The organism is Aeromonas sp. PI_26, from assembly GCF_027854445.1.
GTDB classification, from domain to species: domain Bacteria; phylum Pseudomonadota; class Gammaproteobacteria; order Enterobacterales; family Aeromonadaceae; genus Aeromonas; species Aeromonas veronii.
Genome location: NZ_JAJNOE010000029.1, coordinates 1 through 15,482 on the forward strand (window position 1 = coordinate 1; position 15,482 = coordinate 15,482).

At 53.7% G+C, this 15,482-nt stretch carries 9 protein-coding genes; 6 read left to right on the top strand and 3 right to left on the bottom strand.

The features are described from left to right. From LRL22_RS20095 to galE, 3 genes are all read right to left on the bottom strand, one after another. On the bottom strand, window positions 1-138 hold a 138-nt coding region (locus LRL22_RS20095), incomplete at its 3' end, for a galactokinase family protein (protein ID WP_270905956.1). Beyond that, entirely contained in the window at window positions 135-1,193 is a 1,059-nt protein-coding gene (locus LRL22_RS20100; protein ID WP_270906237.1) for a UDP-glucose--hexose-1-phosphate uridylyltransferase, read from the bottom strand. The genes LRL22_RS20095 and LRL22_RS20100, both read right to left, overlap by 4 nt. 60 nt (window positions 1,194-1,253) lie before the next feature. Next, window positions 1,254-2,267 carry a UDP-glucose 4-epimerase GalE gene (gene galE / locus LRL22_RS20105; RefSeq protein ID WP_270906221.1) on the bottom strand — a complete coding sequence of 338 codons (1,014 nt, stop codon included), beginning with the start codon at window positions 2,265-2,267 and terminating at the stop codon, window positions 1,254-1,256. 201 nt (window positions 2,268-2,468) lie between these two features. Between galE and LRL22_RS20110 the strand changes: the two genes are divergently transcribed. The 6 genes from LRL22_RS20110 to LRL22_RS20135 all read left to right on the top strand — a co-directional run bounded on the left by LRL22_RS20110 (window position 2,469) and on the right by LRL22_RS20135 (window position 14,326). After that, window positions 2,469-3,476 (top strand): substrate-binding domain-containing protein, encoded by a 1,008-nt coding sequence (locus LRL22_RS20110; protein WP_270906238.1) that lies wholly within the window; start codon window positions 2,469-2,471, stop codon window positions 3,474-3,476. A gap of 438 nt (window positions 3,477-3,914) precedes the next feature. After that, window positions 3,915-5,195 carry an MFS transporter gene (locus LRL22_RS20115; protein WP_270906222.1) on the top strand — a complete coding sequence of 427 codons (1,281 nt, stop codon included), beginning with the start codon at window positions 3,915-3,917 and terminating at the stop codon, window positions 5,193-5,195. 54 nt (window positions 5,196-5,249) lie between these two features. Beyond that, on the top strand, window positions 5,250-8,312 hold the full coding sequence (locus LRL22_RS20120; protein WP_270906223.1) for a beta-galactosidase: 3,063 nt from the start codon (window positions 5,250-5,252) through the stop codon (window positions 8,310-8,312). 981 nt (window positions 8,313-9,293) lie between these two features. After that, window positions 9,294-11,633: an inverse autotransporter beta domain-containing protein gene (locus tag LRL22_RS20125; RefSeq protein ID WP_270906239.1), complete on the top strand. Its 2,340-nt coding sequence runs from the start codon at window positions 9,294-9,296 to the stop codon at window positions 11,631-11,633. 68 nt (window positions 11,634-11,701) lie between these two features. Continuing rightward, entirely contained in the window at window positions 11,702-12,406 is a 705-nt protein-coding gene (locus tag LRL22_RS20130) for a ZirU family protein (protein WP_270906224.1), read from the top strand. Window positions 12,407-12,649: 243 nt separating this feature from the next. Next, window positions 12,650-14,326 carry an Ig-like domain-containing protein gene (locus tag LRL22_RS20135; RefSeq protein ID WP_270906225.1) on the top strand — a complete coding sequence of 559 codons (1,677 nt, stop codon included), beginning with the start codon at window positions 12,650-12,652 and terminating at the stop codon, window positions 14,324-14,326. Window positions 14,327-15,482 lie beyond the last annotated feature (1,156 nt).

Genomic DNA, 15,482 nt, shown 5'->3' on the forward strand with positions numbered 1-15,482 from the left:
ACAGGGCAGCACGAAGCCGTCGTTGTAGTCGGTATGTTCACCGATGAGGTTGACGCGGCCAGGGGCGCGCACCAGCAGATCGGGCGCTTTGGCAAATTGCTCGGCAAAAACGGTGCTGACGCGTTGGCTGGGGGTCATAGGGCCTCCTCATTGGTGTGGCTGGTCTGGGTGTAGTGAACGGGGCTCAGGGCACGCAGCCGCTCGGCAGCCTGCTCGGGGGTAAGGTCGCGCTGGGTTTCGGCCAGCATCTCGAAGCCGACCATGAATTTGCGCACAGTGGCGGAGCGCAGTAGTGGCGGATAGAAGTGGGCGTGCAGTTGCCACGTCTCGGGGCAATCCGATTTGGACGGTGCAAAGTGCCAGCCCATGGAGTAGGGGAAGCTGCACTCGAACAGGTTGTCGTAGCGGCTGGTGAGCTCCTTGAGCGCTACCGCCAGATCCTGTTGCTGGGTCTTGGTCAGGTTGAGCATGGAGGGGACGTGCGCTTTGGGCAGCAGCAGGGTTTCGAACGGCCAGGCGGCCCAGAAAGGAACCACGGCAAGCCAGTGCTCGGTCTCCACCACGATGCGCGAGCGATCCGCCAACTCCCGCTCCACATACTCCAGCAGCATGGGGCGGCCATGCTCGGCCAGCCAGTCACGCTGGTGCTGCTCTTCGCGGGCGATCTCGTTGGGCAGGAAGTCGCTGCCCCAGATCTGGCCGTGGGGGTGAGGGTTGGAGCAGCCCATGACGGCCCCTTTGTTTTCAAAGACCTGCACCCATTCCCACTGGGCCGACAGCTCGGCGACCTGATCCATCCAGGTGGTGATCACCCCTTCGATGGCGGGCAGCGGCAGCTCGGGCAGGGTCTTGCCGTGATCCGGCGAGAAGCAGATCACCCGGCTGGTGCCGCGGGCGGCCTCCAGTTTCAGCAGGGGATTGCTGGCGCTATCGGCGGCCGGGGTATCCTGCATCAGGGCGGCGAAGTCGTTGGTAAAGACGAAGGTGCCCTTGTAGTCGGGGTTGATGTCGCCAGTGACCCGGGTGTTGCCCGCGCAGAGGAAGCAGTCGGGATCGTGGGCCTGTTTGGGGGCCTGACTCACTTTCTCCACCTGTCCCTGCCAGGGGCGTTTGGCCCGGTGGGGGGAGACCAGCACATACTGGCCGGTCAGCGGGTTGAAGCGGCGATGGGGATGATCGACGGGGTTGAACATCATCTCTCCTGAATAAGATATGGAAAATTAAAGTCGTTTATTCACGGGGAGCAGGCAGGCCTACTCCTCGTAACCGTTCGGATTGGCGGATTGCCAGCGCCAGCTGTCGGCGCACATGGCGTCGATGTTGCGGGTCGCCTGCCAGCCCAGCTCGCGCTCGGCCTTGGCCGGATCGGCCCAGCAGGCGGCGATGTCGCCAGGGCGGCGCGGTTCGATGCGAAATGGCAGCGGCTTGCCACAGGCGACAGAGAAAGCGGCGACCAGCTGCAACACGCTCTGGCCCTGACCTGTGCCCAGGTTGTAGGTGTGCACGCCACCCTTGTCGGCGCAGTGCTGCAGCGCCTTGACGTGCCCCTCGGCGAGATCCATCACGTGGATGTAGTCGCGCACACCTGTGCCGTCCTGGGTGGGGTAATCGTTTCCAAAGACAGACAAGCAGTCGCGACGGCCGATGGCGACCTGGGTGATATAGGGCATCAAATTGTTGGGGATGCCCTGCGGGTCTTCCCCCATGGTGCCCGATTCATGGGCGCCGACCGGATTGAAATAGCGCAGCAGGGTCATGCTCCAGTGCGGCTCGGCCAACTGCAGATCTTCGAGGATCTCCTCGATGATCAGCTTGGATCGCCCGTAGGGGTTGGTAGCGCTGCGGGGGAAATCCTCGCGGATTGGCAGGCTGGCCGGATCGCCGTAGACGGTCGCAGAGGAGCTGAACACCAGATTGTGCACCCCGGCCCGCTTCATCGCCTGCAGCAGGGTGAGGGTGCCGCCGAGGTTGTTCTCGTAGTAATCCAGTGGAATACGGGTCGATTCACCGACCGCTTTGAGGGCGGCAAAGTGGATCACTGCGTCGATCTTCTGCTCGGCAAAGATCTGGTCAAGCAGGGCCGCATCGCGAATATCCCCTTGATAGAACACGGGTTGCTGGCCGCTGATGGCGGCGACTCGTGCCAGCACGCTGCGTTTGCTGTTGCCGAGGTTGTCGACAACCACGGGATTCATGCCTGCCGCTTGCAGGGCCAGACAGGTGTGGCTGCCGATATATCCGCAACCACCGGTGACTAGAACATTCATCTTGCTCTCCATATAAAAACATTGGCAACAGTCTAAACGAGAGGTCTCGACGTAAACTGTGAGCTCATCTACAAATTAGTGTAAGCGGTTACACTAATTTGATATGAGACTACATTGCAAGATTATTTTTCTCTATTTTTTTCAATTACTTTCAAGGGTATAATGATGTTTAATGATAATGTGAAAATGAGTGAAAACAGTATGAGTACCATCAAGGACGTCGCTCGGTTAGCCAACGTATCGGTGGCAACGGTCTCACGAGTGATGAACAATTCGCCAAAAGCCAGTGCTGCGTCCCGGGTCGCAGTGCAGAGAGCAATGACTGAGCTTGGTTACACTCCCAATGCAAATGCCAGAGCCCTGGCTAACCAGTGTTGTGATACCTTTGGTGTTGTTGTTGGAGACGTGGCGGATCCCTTCTTTGGGGCATTGGTGAAAGGTGTAGGCACTGTTACTACGGAGCAGGGGCTGCATTTGTTGATGGGAAATGGACGACATACAGCAGATGCAGAACGGGAAGCAATAGAGTTGTTGATTGCTCGCCGTTGTGAAGGGCTTGTTGTACATAGCAAAGCATTATCTGATGACGAATTGCTGCAATATGCTGAGCGCATTCCTGGTTTGGTATTGATTAATCGTTACATTCCAGCTCTTCAGGCGCGTTGTATTGCATTGAATAACCAGCAAGGAACCACGTTAGCCACTCGGCATGTATTGTCGCAGGGACATGTCAAAATTGCTTATCTGGGTTCAAATCGACCTATCGAGGATGCCGAGTCACGCTTGAATGGTTATCGGGATGCATTGATATGCGCAGGGATTGCGCCAAGTGATGAGTTGATTGAATTTGCCCAACCAAATGAAGAAGGGGGGGAGCAGGCGACGTTGAACTTACTCGCCAAAGGAGCAAAGCTTACAGCTATAGTAACCTACAATGATGCTATGGCGGCAGGCGCACTCTCTGTACTGGCTGATAATGGAGTCAAAGTTCCAGAAGAAGTGTCCGTGATAGGCTTTGATGACATTATCTATGCTCGATATTTGCGTCCTAAACTAACGACTATGCGTTACCCTATTGAGTTGATGGCGGCTCAGGCTGCAAAGTTATCACTTGCCTTGATTCGTGGGGAGTCTTCACCCGAGCACTCTCATATATACACACCACTTCTAATAAACCGTCAGTCAGTTGCTCGTCCTGTGTCGGAATGACAACTTGTTAGTTCTCCCCGCGGCATAAGTCAATCATTTTGTGTGCGAATAACTAGCCCGCTATCACATAGTGTCTAGCGTACGCCTAGCTCATCTCGGTACCTGCTATGTACCAAAATCAGGTTAAACATAGTTCCTTTATTGCCAATTAGAGTGAGCATGGTGCGAGCGCTATCTAGTCATTGCTTACGTTAATGAGTTTACTTTGTGGTATCGTTTTCCTGCTTTTTTATGAAAAAAGTAGATTTTTATTAGTTTAAGTGTGATTTGGATCACTTATTTTCTATTCGAGCCCTCTCCGCAGTGTAACCGATTACACAAATTGTATCTCTCGTCACATTACGCTCCATCATAAGTGCGTACTCTTGCAGTCATGGGAGTGGATCTTGATGGTTCGCTCAAATGGTCGGCTTGTTATGTGAAATGGGTGGATACTTGATGAGCATTGAAAGACTGTTCGGATTGAACAAAAATTTGGTAATGTTTGGCGCCATATTCTTCCTTTACTTCTTTATAATGGGAGCTTACTTTCCTTTTTTTCCAATTTGGTTACATGATGTAAATGGCATCAACAAGGCTGAAACTGGAATTGTTTTCGGTACAATTTCTTTATTTGCACTTCTATTTCAGCCCGTGTTTGGGTTGATTTCTGACAAGCTAGGGCTGAAAAAGCATTTGCTCTGGATAATCATCGGATTGCTGGTCTTCTTCGCTCCCTTCTTTCTTTATGTATTGGCACCATTGCTGAAATTGAACATCTATCTCGGTTCTATCGTAGGGGGCATGTACATAGGTTTTGTATTTGCTGGCGGGGCTCCAGCCATCGAGGCTTATGTTGAGAAGGTGAGTCGCTCCAGTCAGTTCGAGTTTGGCCGCGCAAGGATGTTTGGCGCAATAGGCTGGGCTCTCTGTGCCTCTATCGTAGGTATCATGTTTACCATTAACAATGAGTTTGTTTTCTGGATGGGGTCTGCTTTTGCTGTTGTAATGGCGGTTCTATTTTATTTTATAAATCCTGGTCGTGGTAGCACCAGTGAGGTATTAGATAGTATTGGCGCCAATCAGAAAGGGTTTAGCGTAAAACTGGCAATGGGGTTGCTGAAACAAGCAAAATTCTGGTTTTTCACCCTCTATGTAATCGGTGTGGCATGTACGTATGACGTATTTGATCAACAATTTGCAAACTTTTTTACCGCATTCTTTGATACAAAAGAAGAAGGTACTCGTTACTTTGGTTATGTCACCACTATGGGGGAGTTACTTAACGCCAGCATCATGTTTTTTGCCCCACTGATTGTGAATCGAATTGGCGGAAAAAATGCCCTACTAATTGCTGGAACCATCATGTCTATTCGAATCATCGGCTCCTCATTCGCCGAGACGGTTGGCCATGTCATTTTGCTGAAAACTCTGCATATGTTGGAAGTTCCATTCCTGTTGGTCGGCACATTCAAGTACATCACTAGTGAATTTGATGTTCGCTTTAGTGCGACTATCTGGTTGATTGGCTATCAGTTCTTCAAGCAGCTAGCAACCATGTTTATGTCTGTGTGGGCTGGATCTATGTATGAGGTGATGGGCTTTCGTGAAACCTATTTGGTATTGGGCATTATTGCCGCAACTTTCACCTTTATTTCTATTTTTACCCTCTCAGGAATGGGACCACTTGGGCTGTTAAAGGGTAGATCGATGCTTTCAAAAAAAGCCGCCAGTTACTAACCGACTGTTTTGTAATCAGAGATTTGAAAAAGGTTATAAAAGATGAATAACAGTATGACGTTACAAAAAATCATTTGTCGTGCCGATTGGCAAACACAGGCTGTGACCAGTGTTAATCGTTTACCTGCTCATACCCCCATGTTCAGCTGGCGCAGCGAAGCGGATGCCAAGGATTATCTGGCCTCTTCCTCCCGTCTCTTGCTCGATGGCGAGTGGCGTTTCTCCTTCTTTGCTGCTCCCGAATTGGTGCCCGAGAGCTGGCTGGCGCAGGATCTGGTTGATGCCACTCCCATTACCGTGCCGGGCAACTGGCAGCTGGATGCCGCCTATCCGGCTGCGCGGCCGCTCACTGATGGCCCCATCTACACCAATATCAAGTACCCCTTTCCTTGCGATCCACCGCGAGTGCCAGCAGAGAATCCTACTGGCTGCTACTCCCGCGAGTTCGAACTGCCCGCCGACTGGCTGGTAAGCGGACAGAGCCGGATCATCTTCGACGGGGTGAGCAGTGCCTTCCACCTGTTCTGCAACGGCCGCTGGGTCGGTTACTCCCAGGACAGCCGCCTGCCCGCCGAATTCGATCTGACCCCATATCTGCAGAGCGGTCGCAACCGGCTGGCGGTGCTGGTGCTGCGCTGGTCCGACGGCTCCTATCTGGAAGATCAGGATATGTGGTGGCTGTCGGGGATCTTCCGCTCCGTCAGCCTGCTGCACAAACCGTCCCGTCATCTGATGGATATGCGGGTGACCCCCGAGCTGGATGCCTGCTATCGAAATGGCCGTCTCAAGATTGCCCTGCAGGTGGCTAATGGGGCCGGTCTGTCGGTGGAGGTCAATCTCTATGACGGCGGCGAGCGGGTTGCGACCCTGCGCCAGCCGATCGGCACCCAAGCCATTGATGAAAAAGGGGCTTACGACGATCGCGCCGAGCTGTGGCTCGATGTGGCTGCACCGCGCAAGTGGAGCGCCGAGACGCCCCATCTCTATCGCCTTACCCTGACCCTGCTGGACGAGCAGGGCCAGGCCATCGAGAGTGAGGCGTGCGATGTGGGCTTTCGGGTGGTGGAGATCCGTGGCGGCCTGCTGCGAGTCAACGGTCAGCCGCTGCTTATTCGCGGTGCCAACCGTCATGAGCATCACCCTGCTAAGGGTTATGCCATTGATCGCGCCACCATGGAGCGGGATCTGCTGCTGATGAAGCGGCACAACTTCAATGCGGTGCGTTGCTCCCACTATCCCAACCACCCCGACTTCTATCGCCTCTGCGATCGGCTCGGTCTCTATGTGGTGGACGAGGCGAATCTGGAGACCCATGGCATGACCCCGATGGGGCGGTTGGCGCGGGATCCCGCCTGGAGCAACGCCTTTCTGGAGCGGGCCACCCGGATGGTGGCACGGGATTTCAACCACCCCTCGATCATCATCTGGTCGCTGGGCAACGAGTCGGGTTACGGCCCGGCCCACGATGCCATGTATGGCTGGATCAAGCGCAGCGACCCGAGCCGTCCGGTGCAGTATGAGGGGGGCGGGGCCGATACCCCGGCGACCGACATCATCTGCCCCATGTATGCCAGAACCCATCAGGATCAACCCTTCCCGGCGGTGCCCAAGTGGGCGTTGGCCAAGTGGATCGGCCTGCCGGAAGAGACCCGGCCGCTGATCCTCTGCGAGTACGCCCACGCCATGGGCAACAGTCTGGGGGGCTACGCCCACTACTGGCAGGCGTTTCGCGATCATCCACGCCTGCAAGGCGGGTTTGTCTGGGATTGGGTCGATCAGGGGCTCGACAAATACACCGCCGATGGTCGCCACTACTGGGGCTATGGCGGCGATTTTGGTGATGTGCAAAACGATCGTCAGTTCTGCTGCAACGGCCTGCTGTTCCCGGATCGCACCCCCCATCCCACCCTGTTCGAGGCAAAACGTGCCCAGCAGCCGTTCCGCTTCACTCTGCTTGAGCACACCCCGCTGCGGGTGCGGATCGAGAGCGAATACCTGTTTCGGGAAACCGACAACGAGCGGCTTTGCTGGCAGCTGTGTGAGAACGGCCATGTGCAGCAGCAGGGGGAGATCTCCCTTGAGCTGGCGCCACAGGGAGTGGTCGAGTTGACCCTGAGCGAGAGGCTGCCCCCCTTTGCGGCAGGCTCACTGGCCTGGCTCGATCTGGCCATCGTTCAGCCGCAGGCCACCCTCTGGTCGCAGGCGGATCACAAGGTCGCCCGTCAGCAGTTCACCCTGCCGACCCCCCTTGCTCTGCCTGCTCCCGCCGTTGCCGCCACCCTGAGCGAGCAGTCGGATGGCTGGCGGATCACTGCCGCAAACAGCCAGTGGTGGCTCGACAAGCTGAGCGGCCGCATCACCAGTTGGCAAAAATCGGGGCAGGAGCAGTTGTTGGCGCCGATCATGGATCACTTCTACCGGGCGCCGCTCGACAACGACATCGGCACCAGCGAAGCGGATCACGCCGACCCCAACTCCTGGATTGCCCGCTGGCAGGGCTGTGGTCTCGGTCAGTGGCAACACCGCTGCTTAGGGATCGCGGTCGCCGGAGGGGATATCCGGGTGAGTCATGGCTACTTCCACCACGATGAGCTGCTGCTGGTGAGTCACTGGCATCACCGCTTTACCGACGATGGCGCCATGAGCTTGGAGATAGAGACCGAGCTGGCGCAAGTGCTGCCTTCGCTGCCGCGGATCGGTCTGCTGCTCCATCTGGCCGAGGTGCCAGCGCGAGCCGAATGGCTGGGGCGTGGGCCGCACGAGAACTATCCGGATCGCCTGCTGGGCGCCGATCTGGGGCGCTGGAGCCTGCCGCTGGAGGCCATGCATACCCCTTACATCTTCCCGAGCGACAACGGCTTGCGCTGTGATACCCGCCAGTTGCAGCTGGGCAGCACGACGGTGAACGGCAGCTTCCATTTCAGTACTAGCCGCTTCAGTCAGCAGCAGTTGGCGGCCGCCCGTCACCAGAGCGATCTGGTGGCCGAAGCAGGGCTGTGGGTCTGTCTCGATGGCGCCCATATGGGGGTGGGCGGGGATGACTCCTGGAGCCAGAGCGTGCGTCCCGAGTATCAGCTACTTGGACACCGATACCGCTGGGGCTGTACCTTATATTAAGTTAAGTCTACAGGACTATTATAACGAAGCGCCGGGTTACAACCCGGCGCTGTTGTTTGCACAAGAGTGCAAGTTTAATGTGCCAAGGATACTCTCTTGCATATAGCTGAATAATGACATCATTTATGCCTCATATGAGAATGCTGATAAAGCAGCTCTGCTGACGTTGCCTTGTGGTTCTTATTTAATAATAACTGTTAGTCAAGTTTTTTAGTTGGCAGTTATTGCTTAAAGAAGTCGGTGAAGTAAACACTTCATCTAATTGATAACTATTCATGAAAATATGAATCTTAATTTTCACTGAATCTGGTTCTAAGTGTTTTGTGATATAGATTGCATGATTCAATAATAAAAAAATAAAACAAAGTGGCGGTGTGGATTGATAGTATGAAAATAAAGGTAATGCTTAAGTGGAATAGGCAATATTTACTTTAAATACATTAGGGTATGTTTGCCTGATAATTTTTAATTGGTTTATTATTTGTTTATTATTGCTTAATTAACTTCTTCGGTTTCACTTGTTCCTTGTATAGTCCCATCGATAAAGGCATACCCTAGGAACTATTTATGAATTTCACACCAAGCAAGGTCCATCAGTTTATGTGGGCTTATCTCTTTTTAGGACAGCAGGTACTATTTCCCGTGGCTTATGCAGCTGGGCAACTCTCTAAGCCCGCTGCTGAGCAACCTGAACTTATCCGCTATCAGATCGCAAAGGGAGATACGCTTGGTTCTGTCTCACGTCAGTTTGGCACAACCCCTCACCAACTGCTGGCATTAAATGGCAACTTGACACTAAACGGTCCTCATTTGCCGGTAGGTGACATTATCAATTTACCGAGACCATCCGTTTTACCTGCGCTGTCAGGCGCCAATCCACTGCATTTGACGGCGCCTACGCCAACCCCTGTCGATGTCGAGCAGAAGGTTGCCGAGCAGGCTGCCCGCTTGGGACAGCTGTTTTCGCCTGCCGAGTCAGATATGTCGGTATATCAGGAAAACCACAGTGAATTGGTTAAGGGGTTTAAACGAAGTCTGCGGCATCTACCGCCTTCCGCGCAGAGCGTTACACAGGATGCGACTGCACCGCATCATGGGCCAGAACAAGAGAAGCAGTATTGGCGTCAACAACTGGTCACCCATTTTGAAGAGGAGGCCAATGCCTATGCAGCATCCTTGCTGGGGGCGGTGGGTACAGCCAGAACCCGGGTGACGCTGGATGACGATTTCAATATGGTCACTGCCGAGGCTGATCTCTTGTTGCCGCTTGCGGAAGAGCAGCAGACCCTGCTGTTTACCCAGTTTGGTCTACGCCGAAATGGGCAGGCGCGTACCATCGCTAACTTAGGGGTGGGCCAGCGTCATTTCCTCGACAGCTGGATGCTGGGCTACAACCTGTTTGCTGATTATGACCTGACCAATCGACACTGGCGTACGGGAGTCGGGGCCGAAGCCTGGCGTGATCATCTCAAGTTGGGCGCCAACTTCTATACCCCACTGAGCAGTTGGCATGACTCCCCACGGTTTGAGGGTATGGAAGAGCGCGCAGCACGCGGTATGGATGTGCGTCTTGAGGCCTATCTGCCGGCCTATCCGCAATGGAGCGCATCGCTCACTGCCGAGCAGTATTTGGGGGAGCGGGTTGACTTGCTGGGCGCAGATCAGCTTGAGCGCGATCCGCATGCCATCACTGCCGGTCTGCACTATAACCCCTTCCCGTTACTCAAGATGGATGTCGAGCAAGTTGAAGCGAGCGGCAGGCAACATGACACCCGTTTTACGCTGGGGCTGGAGTGGAAGCTGGGGGCAACACTCTCGGACATGTTGAATCCGTCCCGTGTCGACAAGTCGCTGGCGGGTATGCGCCACGATCTGGTTGAGCGTAACAATGACATGGTACTTGAGTATCGCGACAAGGTACTCCTCAAGGCCTCTCTCAACGACCAATATTCTGCGGGAGAGGGGCAAGCCCTGACCTTGACGCTCAACATTCAGCATTCCCGCCAGATAGCCTCCATCCAGTGGTTTGGCGAGATCCTGGGGCTCAGTGGACTTGGCCCTGCCGATACGGTTGGGCAGGACAAACGTTCCCTCACACTTCCAACCTTACCCATCTATCGCATTGGTCAATCCAATCAATATCCGATCGTTGCCATCGTCACCGACATCGATGGCCATGAAGCCATTGCGGAAGGGGTTGTTGCCGTTTCGGAAGACTCAGGGCTGCAACCAGCTATCCAGTTGGCAGAACACTTTGTTCAACTTCGCCCCGGTGCTCACTACCAAGTTGATTGGGGGGTTGTTGACCCCCGTCAGAAGCCCTCCAAAGCACGCAATGCGATCCCGATTGAGAGTATTGAGGGGGATGTTGAAGCGGACCGCGATGGTTATCAGTACCGCTATCGCCTGACATTTCAGGGGCCTGCACAAGTACTGAGGGGGCGTGAGCTGGTTGCTCCCGGGCAACCCAACCCCGGCACTCGTTATCGCCTGGATGTCGAGGTCACCTTCCCCAGTGGCCATGTGGCGAATGACAGCATGGAGTTTGAGTTTATTGATGACGCAAAGGTGCCGGGGGCCCCGACGTTGACCGCGACCGACAGCAATGGTGACGACAAGCCGGAAGTCAGTGGCAAGGCAGAGCCGGAGAGCACGGTGACCATTACCTGGCCGGATGGCTCGACCAGCACAACGACCGCGGACGTGGATGGCAACTACAGCCTGGAAGCCCCGACGGTGCAGGGGAGTGGCACCATTACCGCCACGGCTACCGACAAGAACGGCAATACGGGGCCGGCTACCAGCGTGAACTACACCGACTCAACGGCGCCGGGGGCCCCGACGTTGGCTGCGACAGATCGCAACAGCGACAACAAGCCGGAGGTCAGTGGCAAGGCAGAGCCGGAGAGCACGGTGACCATTACCTGGCCGGATGGCACGACCAGCACCACGACCGCGGACGTGGATGGCAACTACACCCTGGAAGCTCCGACGGTGCAGGGGAGTGGCACCATTACCGCCACGGCTACCGACAAGAGCGGCAACACGGGGCCGGCTAGCAGTGTGAATTACCTCGCGAGCTTGATGGGAGTGACGATTACCGGGCTGGTTAACGGCTTCCCTCAGGTGGGCTCTGTACTGACGGCCGTGCCTGACTGCGGCTCGAGCGCGTGCCGTGCAGGACTGACCTGGCAGTGGCAGGTCGAGGAGGGGGTCGGTACTGGACGTTTTGTGGATATCGCTGGGGCGACCAGCGTGACCTATTTACCCGTGCGAGAGGATCAGAAGAAACGGGTGCGCGTCATTGTTGCGGCGCTGTGAGCATCCGGAGTGGCGTTTATCGACGCCATGTAAGTCATTTTTTGTAGCCAAAAGGAAGAGAGCAAGTGATGAGAAAGCAAAAAATCGCGGTATCGATCGCAATGGTAATGTGGGGGGTAGCCAGTGGCGCCAGCGCGCTGACATCGGCTCCAACCGATACTGTGAAGGGGCGACCCCCAACGTTGACTGGAGTGTCATTCAACTATGTCGATGTCAACAACAACGGTCGAGTGGATGTAGGTGACAGCCTCAAAATTGAAGAACAAGGTTTTGATGATCCGGATATGGATGCTCAAGCACCGAGTGAGTACAAGTGGTATCGCGATGGCATTGATATGGGGGTAACCGGTGATAGTTATACCCTGACTTTGGCAGATCTTGGTACCCAAATCACAGCAGGAGTGATTCCGCAAACCGATGCAACCACGACAGACCCTTATCAGGGGAATGAAGTTGCGGCGGCGGGGGGCTCTCCTGATGGCGATGGTTCTGTTGATGTGGTTGATCCCAATGAGGTGGATGCCGTCGAGATCGTCATTGCGGCCACTGACGCTGCGCTTGGTGGCAATCCGATTGTCTCGACCGAACTCAGGGCCAAGGTCACTACCAGTGCCGGTGGGGTTGGGGTGGCGAGTGATTACAACTACACATGGCAAATTGAGGATGGTGCAGGTGGCAACTACATCAACATTCCTGGGGCTGTCAGTGAAACCTACACCCCAAGCAAGGATGATCAGAAGCGCAAGCTGCGGGTTGATGTCACCAAGAAGTAAAGCCATCACCAGCCCCGGCTGGATGGGCATGATATTCGGACCATCGCCCGCAGCAAGAGGTTGATGGTTATCGGATGGATAACGGGTTGTCCTGCCTTGCCAGGGAAGGTGAGGTGGGCACATCAATCAGTAATACAGGGCGCCCGCGGGCGCCCACCATTTTAATCAGCTTGGCCTGTAAAAATGGCGAGGCTGGCTAGTTGCAGCAGGTGATGGTGCTGTCGTAAACCGGAGAGTGTTTGAATGAAGGTGATATCTCGTTATTTGTCATATCTGGCACTGTGGCTGGTGCTGGGGCAAACGACAGGAGCAATGGCCGAAAGTGCCAACACCCTGTCGGTGCAGGGGCGTGCGCCAGTGGCATCTGGCGTGACACTGACTGGCCCGGCGGCGCCCTTGGTGGGGGATACCCTGCTGGGAACATATACCTTTAATGACCAGGATACTGATGAGGAACAGGGCAGTGTATTGCGCTGGCTGAATAATAGTGACATCGAACTCGCCAGAGGTGATCGCTATCTGTTGACCGATGCCGAGCGTGGCAAACAGCTTCGCTTTGCGGTCATCCCGGCCACCAATCCGGCGGTGACCGATCCGTCCGAGGGGGTCGAGACAAGCAGTTCGCTCTCTGCGGTGGTGCAGGGGCGGCCAGACCCCGCCAAATCCACCTTCAGTGTCGACAAGTCCACCATAGTGGCGGATGGGGTTGATAACGCAGTTTTGACGCTGACCCTCAAAGACGACAATCAAACACCGGTAATCGGCATCAGTGATCGGGTGGAGCTAGGTTATAGCGGTGTGGATACAGATGTTATCTCCCTGATGGAAAACGACCGGGGCAATGGCATCTATGAGTACATCCTGACGGGGACCAAGTCTGGCGTTGTCACCCTGACGCCACAGCTGGATGGCGCTCCCTTGACCACTCTTCCTCAATCACTGCAGGTGACTCTGGCCGCCAACCCTGCCACCGCGAGAGTGGCCCAGCTGGTGACCACCACTGACAATCAGCCTGCGGATAACGTCAGCGCTGACCTGCTGACTGCGACTGTGCATGATATCGAGGGGAACCCCATGCAGGGCGCTAGCGTGGTATGGTCGCATGGCAGCACCACGGCAACCTTGGGCGCAGCGACAAGTGTGACCGACAGTAATGGTCTGGCAACAGTGACCCTCATCAACACCCAGGCTGAGACGGTCGCCGTGACGGCAAGGGCTGAAGCCAATTCCGGTGACACGGGCATGACCAGTGATGCCAACTTCGCACTCTACCCGGTGCTCGATAGATTAGCCGTGGGCACCAATAATCAGCCCGCCAATAATAAGGCCTTGAACACAATAGTGGCCAAATTCAAAGACCTTGCTGGGTCGGTTCTGGCAAATGTGCCGATCACTGTGCAGTTCAGTGCTGACAAGGGCACCGCCACGTTCGATAACGAGTCGCCATGGACGACCACTACCAATGACGTTGGTGAGGTGATCGTGTCACTGCGCAACAGCGTGGTTGAGGATGTGGAGGTGACGCTATATGCGAAAAATAGCGATACCGTGCAAAAAGCGGCAACGGTCAGCTTTACAGAATTGATGATAACGAGATTCCTCAAGCCGGATCCGGCCACCATGAATTGGCTGGATGCCGACAACTACTGCAATAGCATCGGACGCCGTCTACCGACGGTAGCTGAATTGCAGGCATTGTTTGTCGAGATATCTCCTTCTTCTGGTGAGAATTATGCCTTGTGTCATGTTCATGGATGGCCACTGGCTAACAAGTGTGGTGGCTCTTTCGATGACTATTGGACGAGTGAGACGTACGACCCTCTTGCTGTTAGTGCACATGCCGCCGTCTATATGCACACAGGTCTCGTTGGTGGATTCGGTGACACACAGCCTAGCCAGGTGGTGTGTATACGCCGTTAAGGGCCGCGAACAAATCTATAAGGTGTAGAACTGACGGGGTATGGCGATGATATGATTATCGCCATACCTTTTTACCTCCCATCATAGGCAAGCTGTATCAGTAGCTTACCTTTGTAAAATAGGTATTTTATTGACGGTGGATTATTAACATTTGGATTGATACCAACGCTCCATTCGAGTTGATAAAAAATATGGGTGTGTACTTAACATAGAGTGTGAGGTAAAGGTAGCCAATTAATCGCTCTCCAAGTAAGTATTACCTATCTATTTGTCGGAGTAACGAGATTCAAGACTATCTAAATCAATACTTCGCAGTCTATATAGGCCCACGCCATTTGCCTGTTTATCTGATGCCCCCAACAAGTTTATCTATTGTGCTGATGTGCTTTAAATCGCATTTAACCGTCTTGAAATGTCTAATCTAATATAGTAGGCCTGTACCGATAGCTAGTATAACCCAGAGCATATATTTTATATTTTAAAATTAGAAACGCTTACAAGATCTTAAAACCAGTGAGCTAAATTAACAGAAGGCATAATAAGACGTTTATAAACGTTTTGGATTGAGGTATATATTCAAGATGTGCCAAATCATGGTTGGAATGCACCTTGAAAATATAATAATTAAGACACTGTGAACTCGAAATGTTGCGTGGCTTAGAATTGATTTTTTCAACCGCAAATGGGGGGGGGCGAACTAATCAAAACTGGTTCAATAATAAAGTGTCTTGAATTTATTATTTTCATGTTGTTGTGGTTGAATAACTTATGGGCACATGTGGTACAGAGGATTTTCTAGTGCGTCATTTTTTATTTCCTGTTTGACTGAGGTGGATGGATGATAAGCTCTAATGGGAAGGGATGATATAAATTCATGGAGGATTATTTATCATGTAGTAGCAGACGCGTTAAAGCAGGATAATTAGTTTTTATTACTATAAGCATGTTTGGTTTTAGCAACATAATACAATACCTCACCCAAATATTTTAGATTCGCGTCTCCTATGATGCTCATTCATAAGGATATCAGAGAGCGATGTTTTGCTGTCAGCGATTTTATCACTTATTCCACATATAAATTATAGCGAGTGTGTCGACGACACCATGAAACGTGCAATGGCAATGCATGTTTTGTGTGTGTGTTATTAATAGTAAC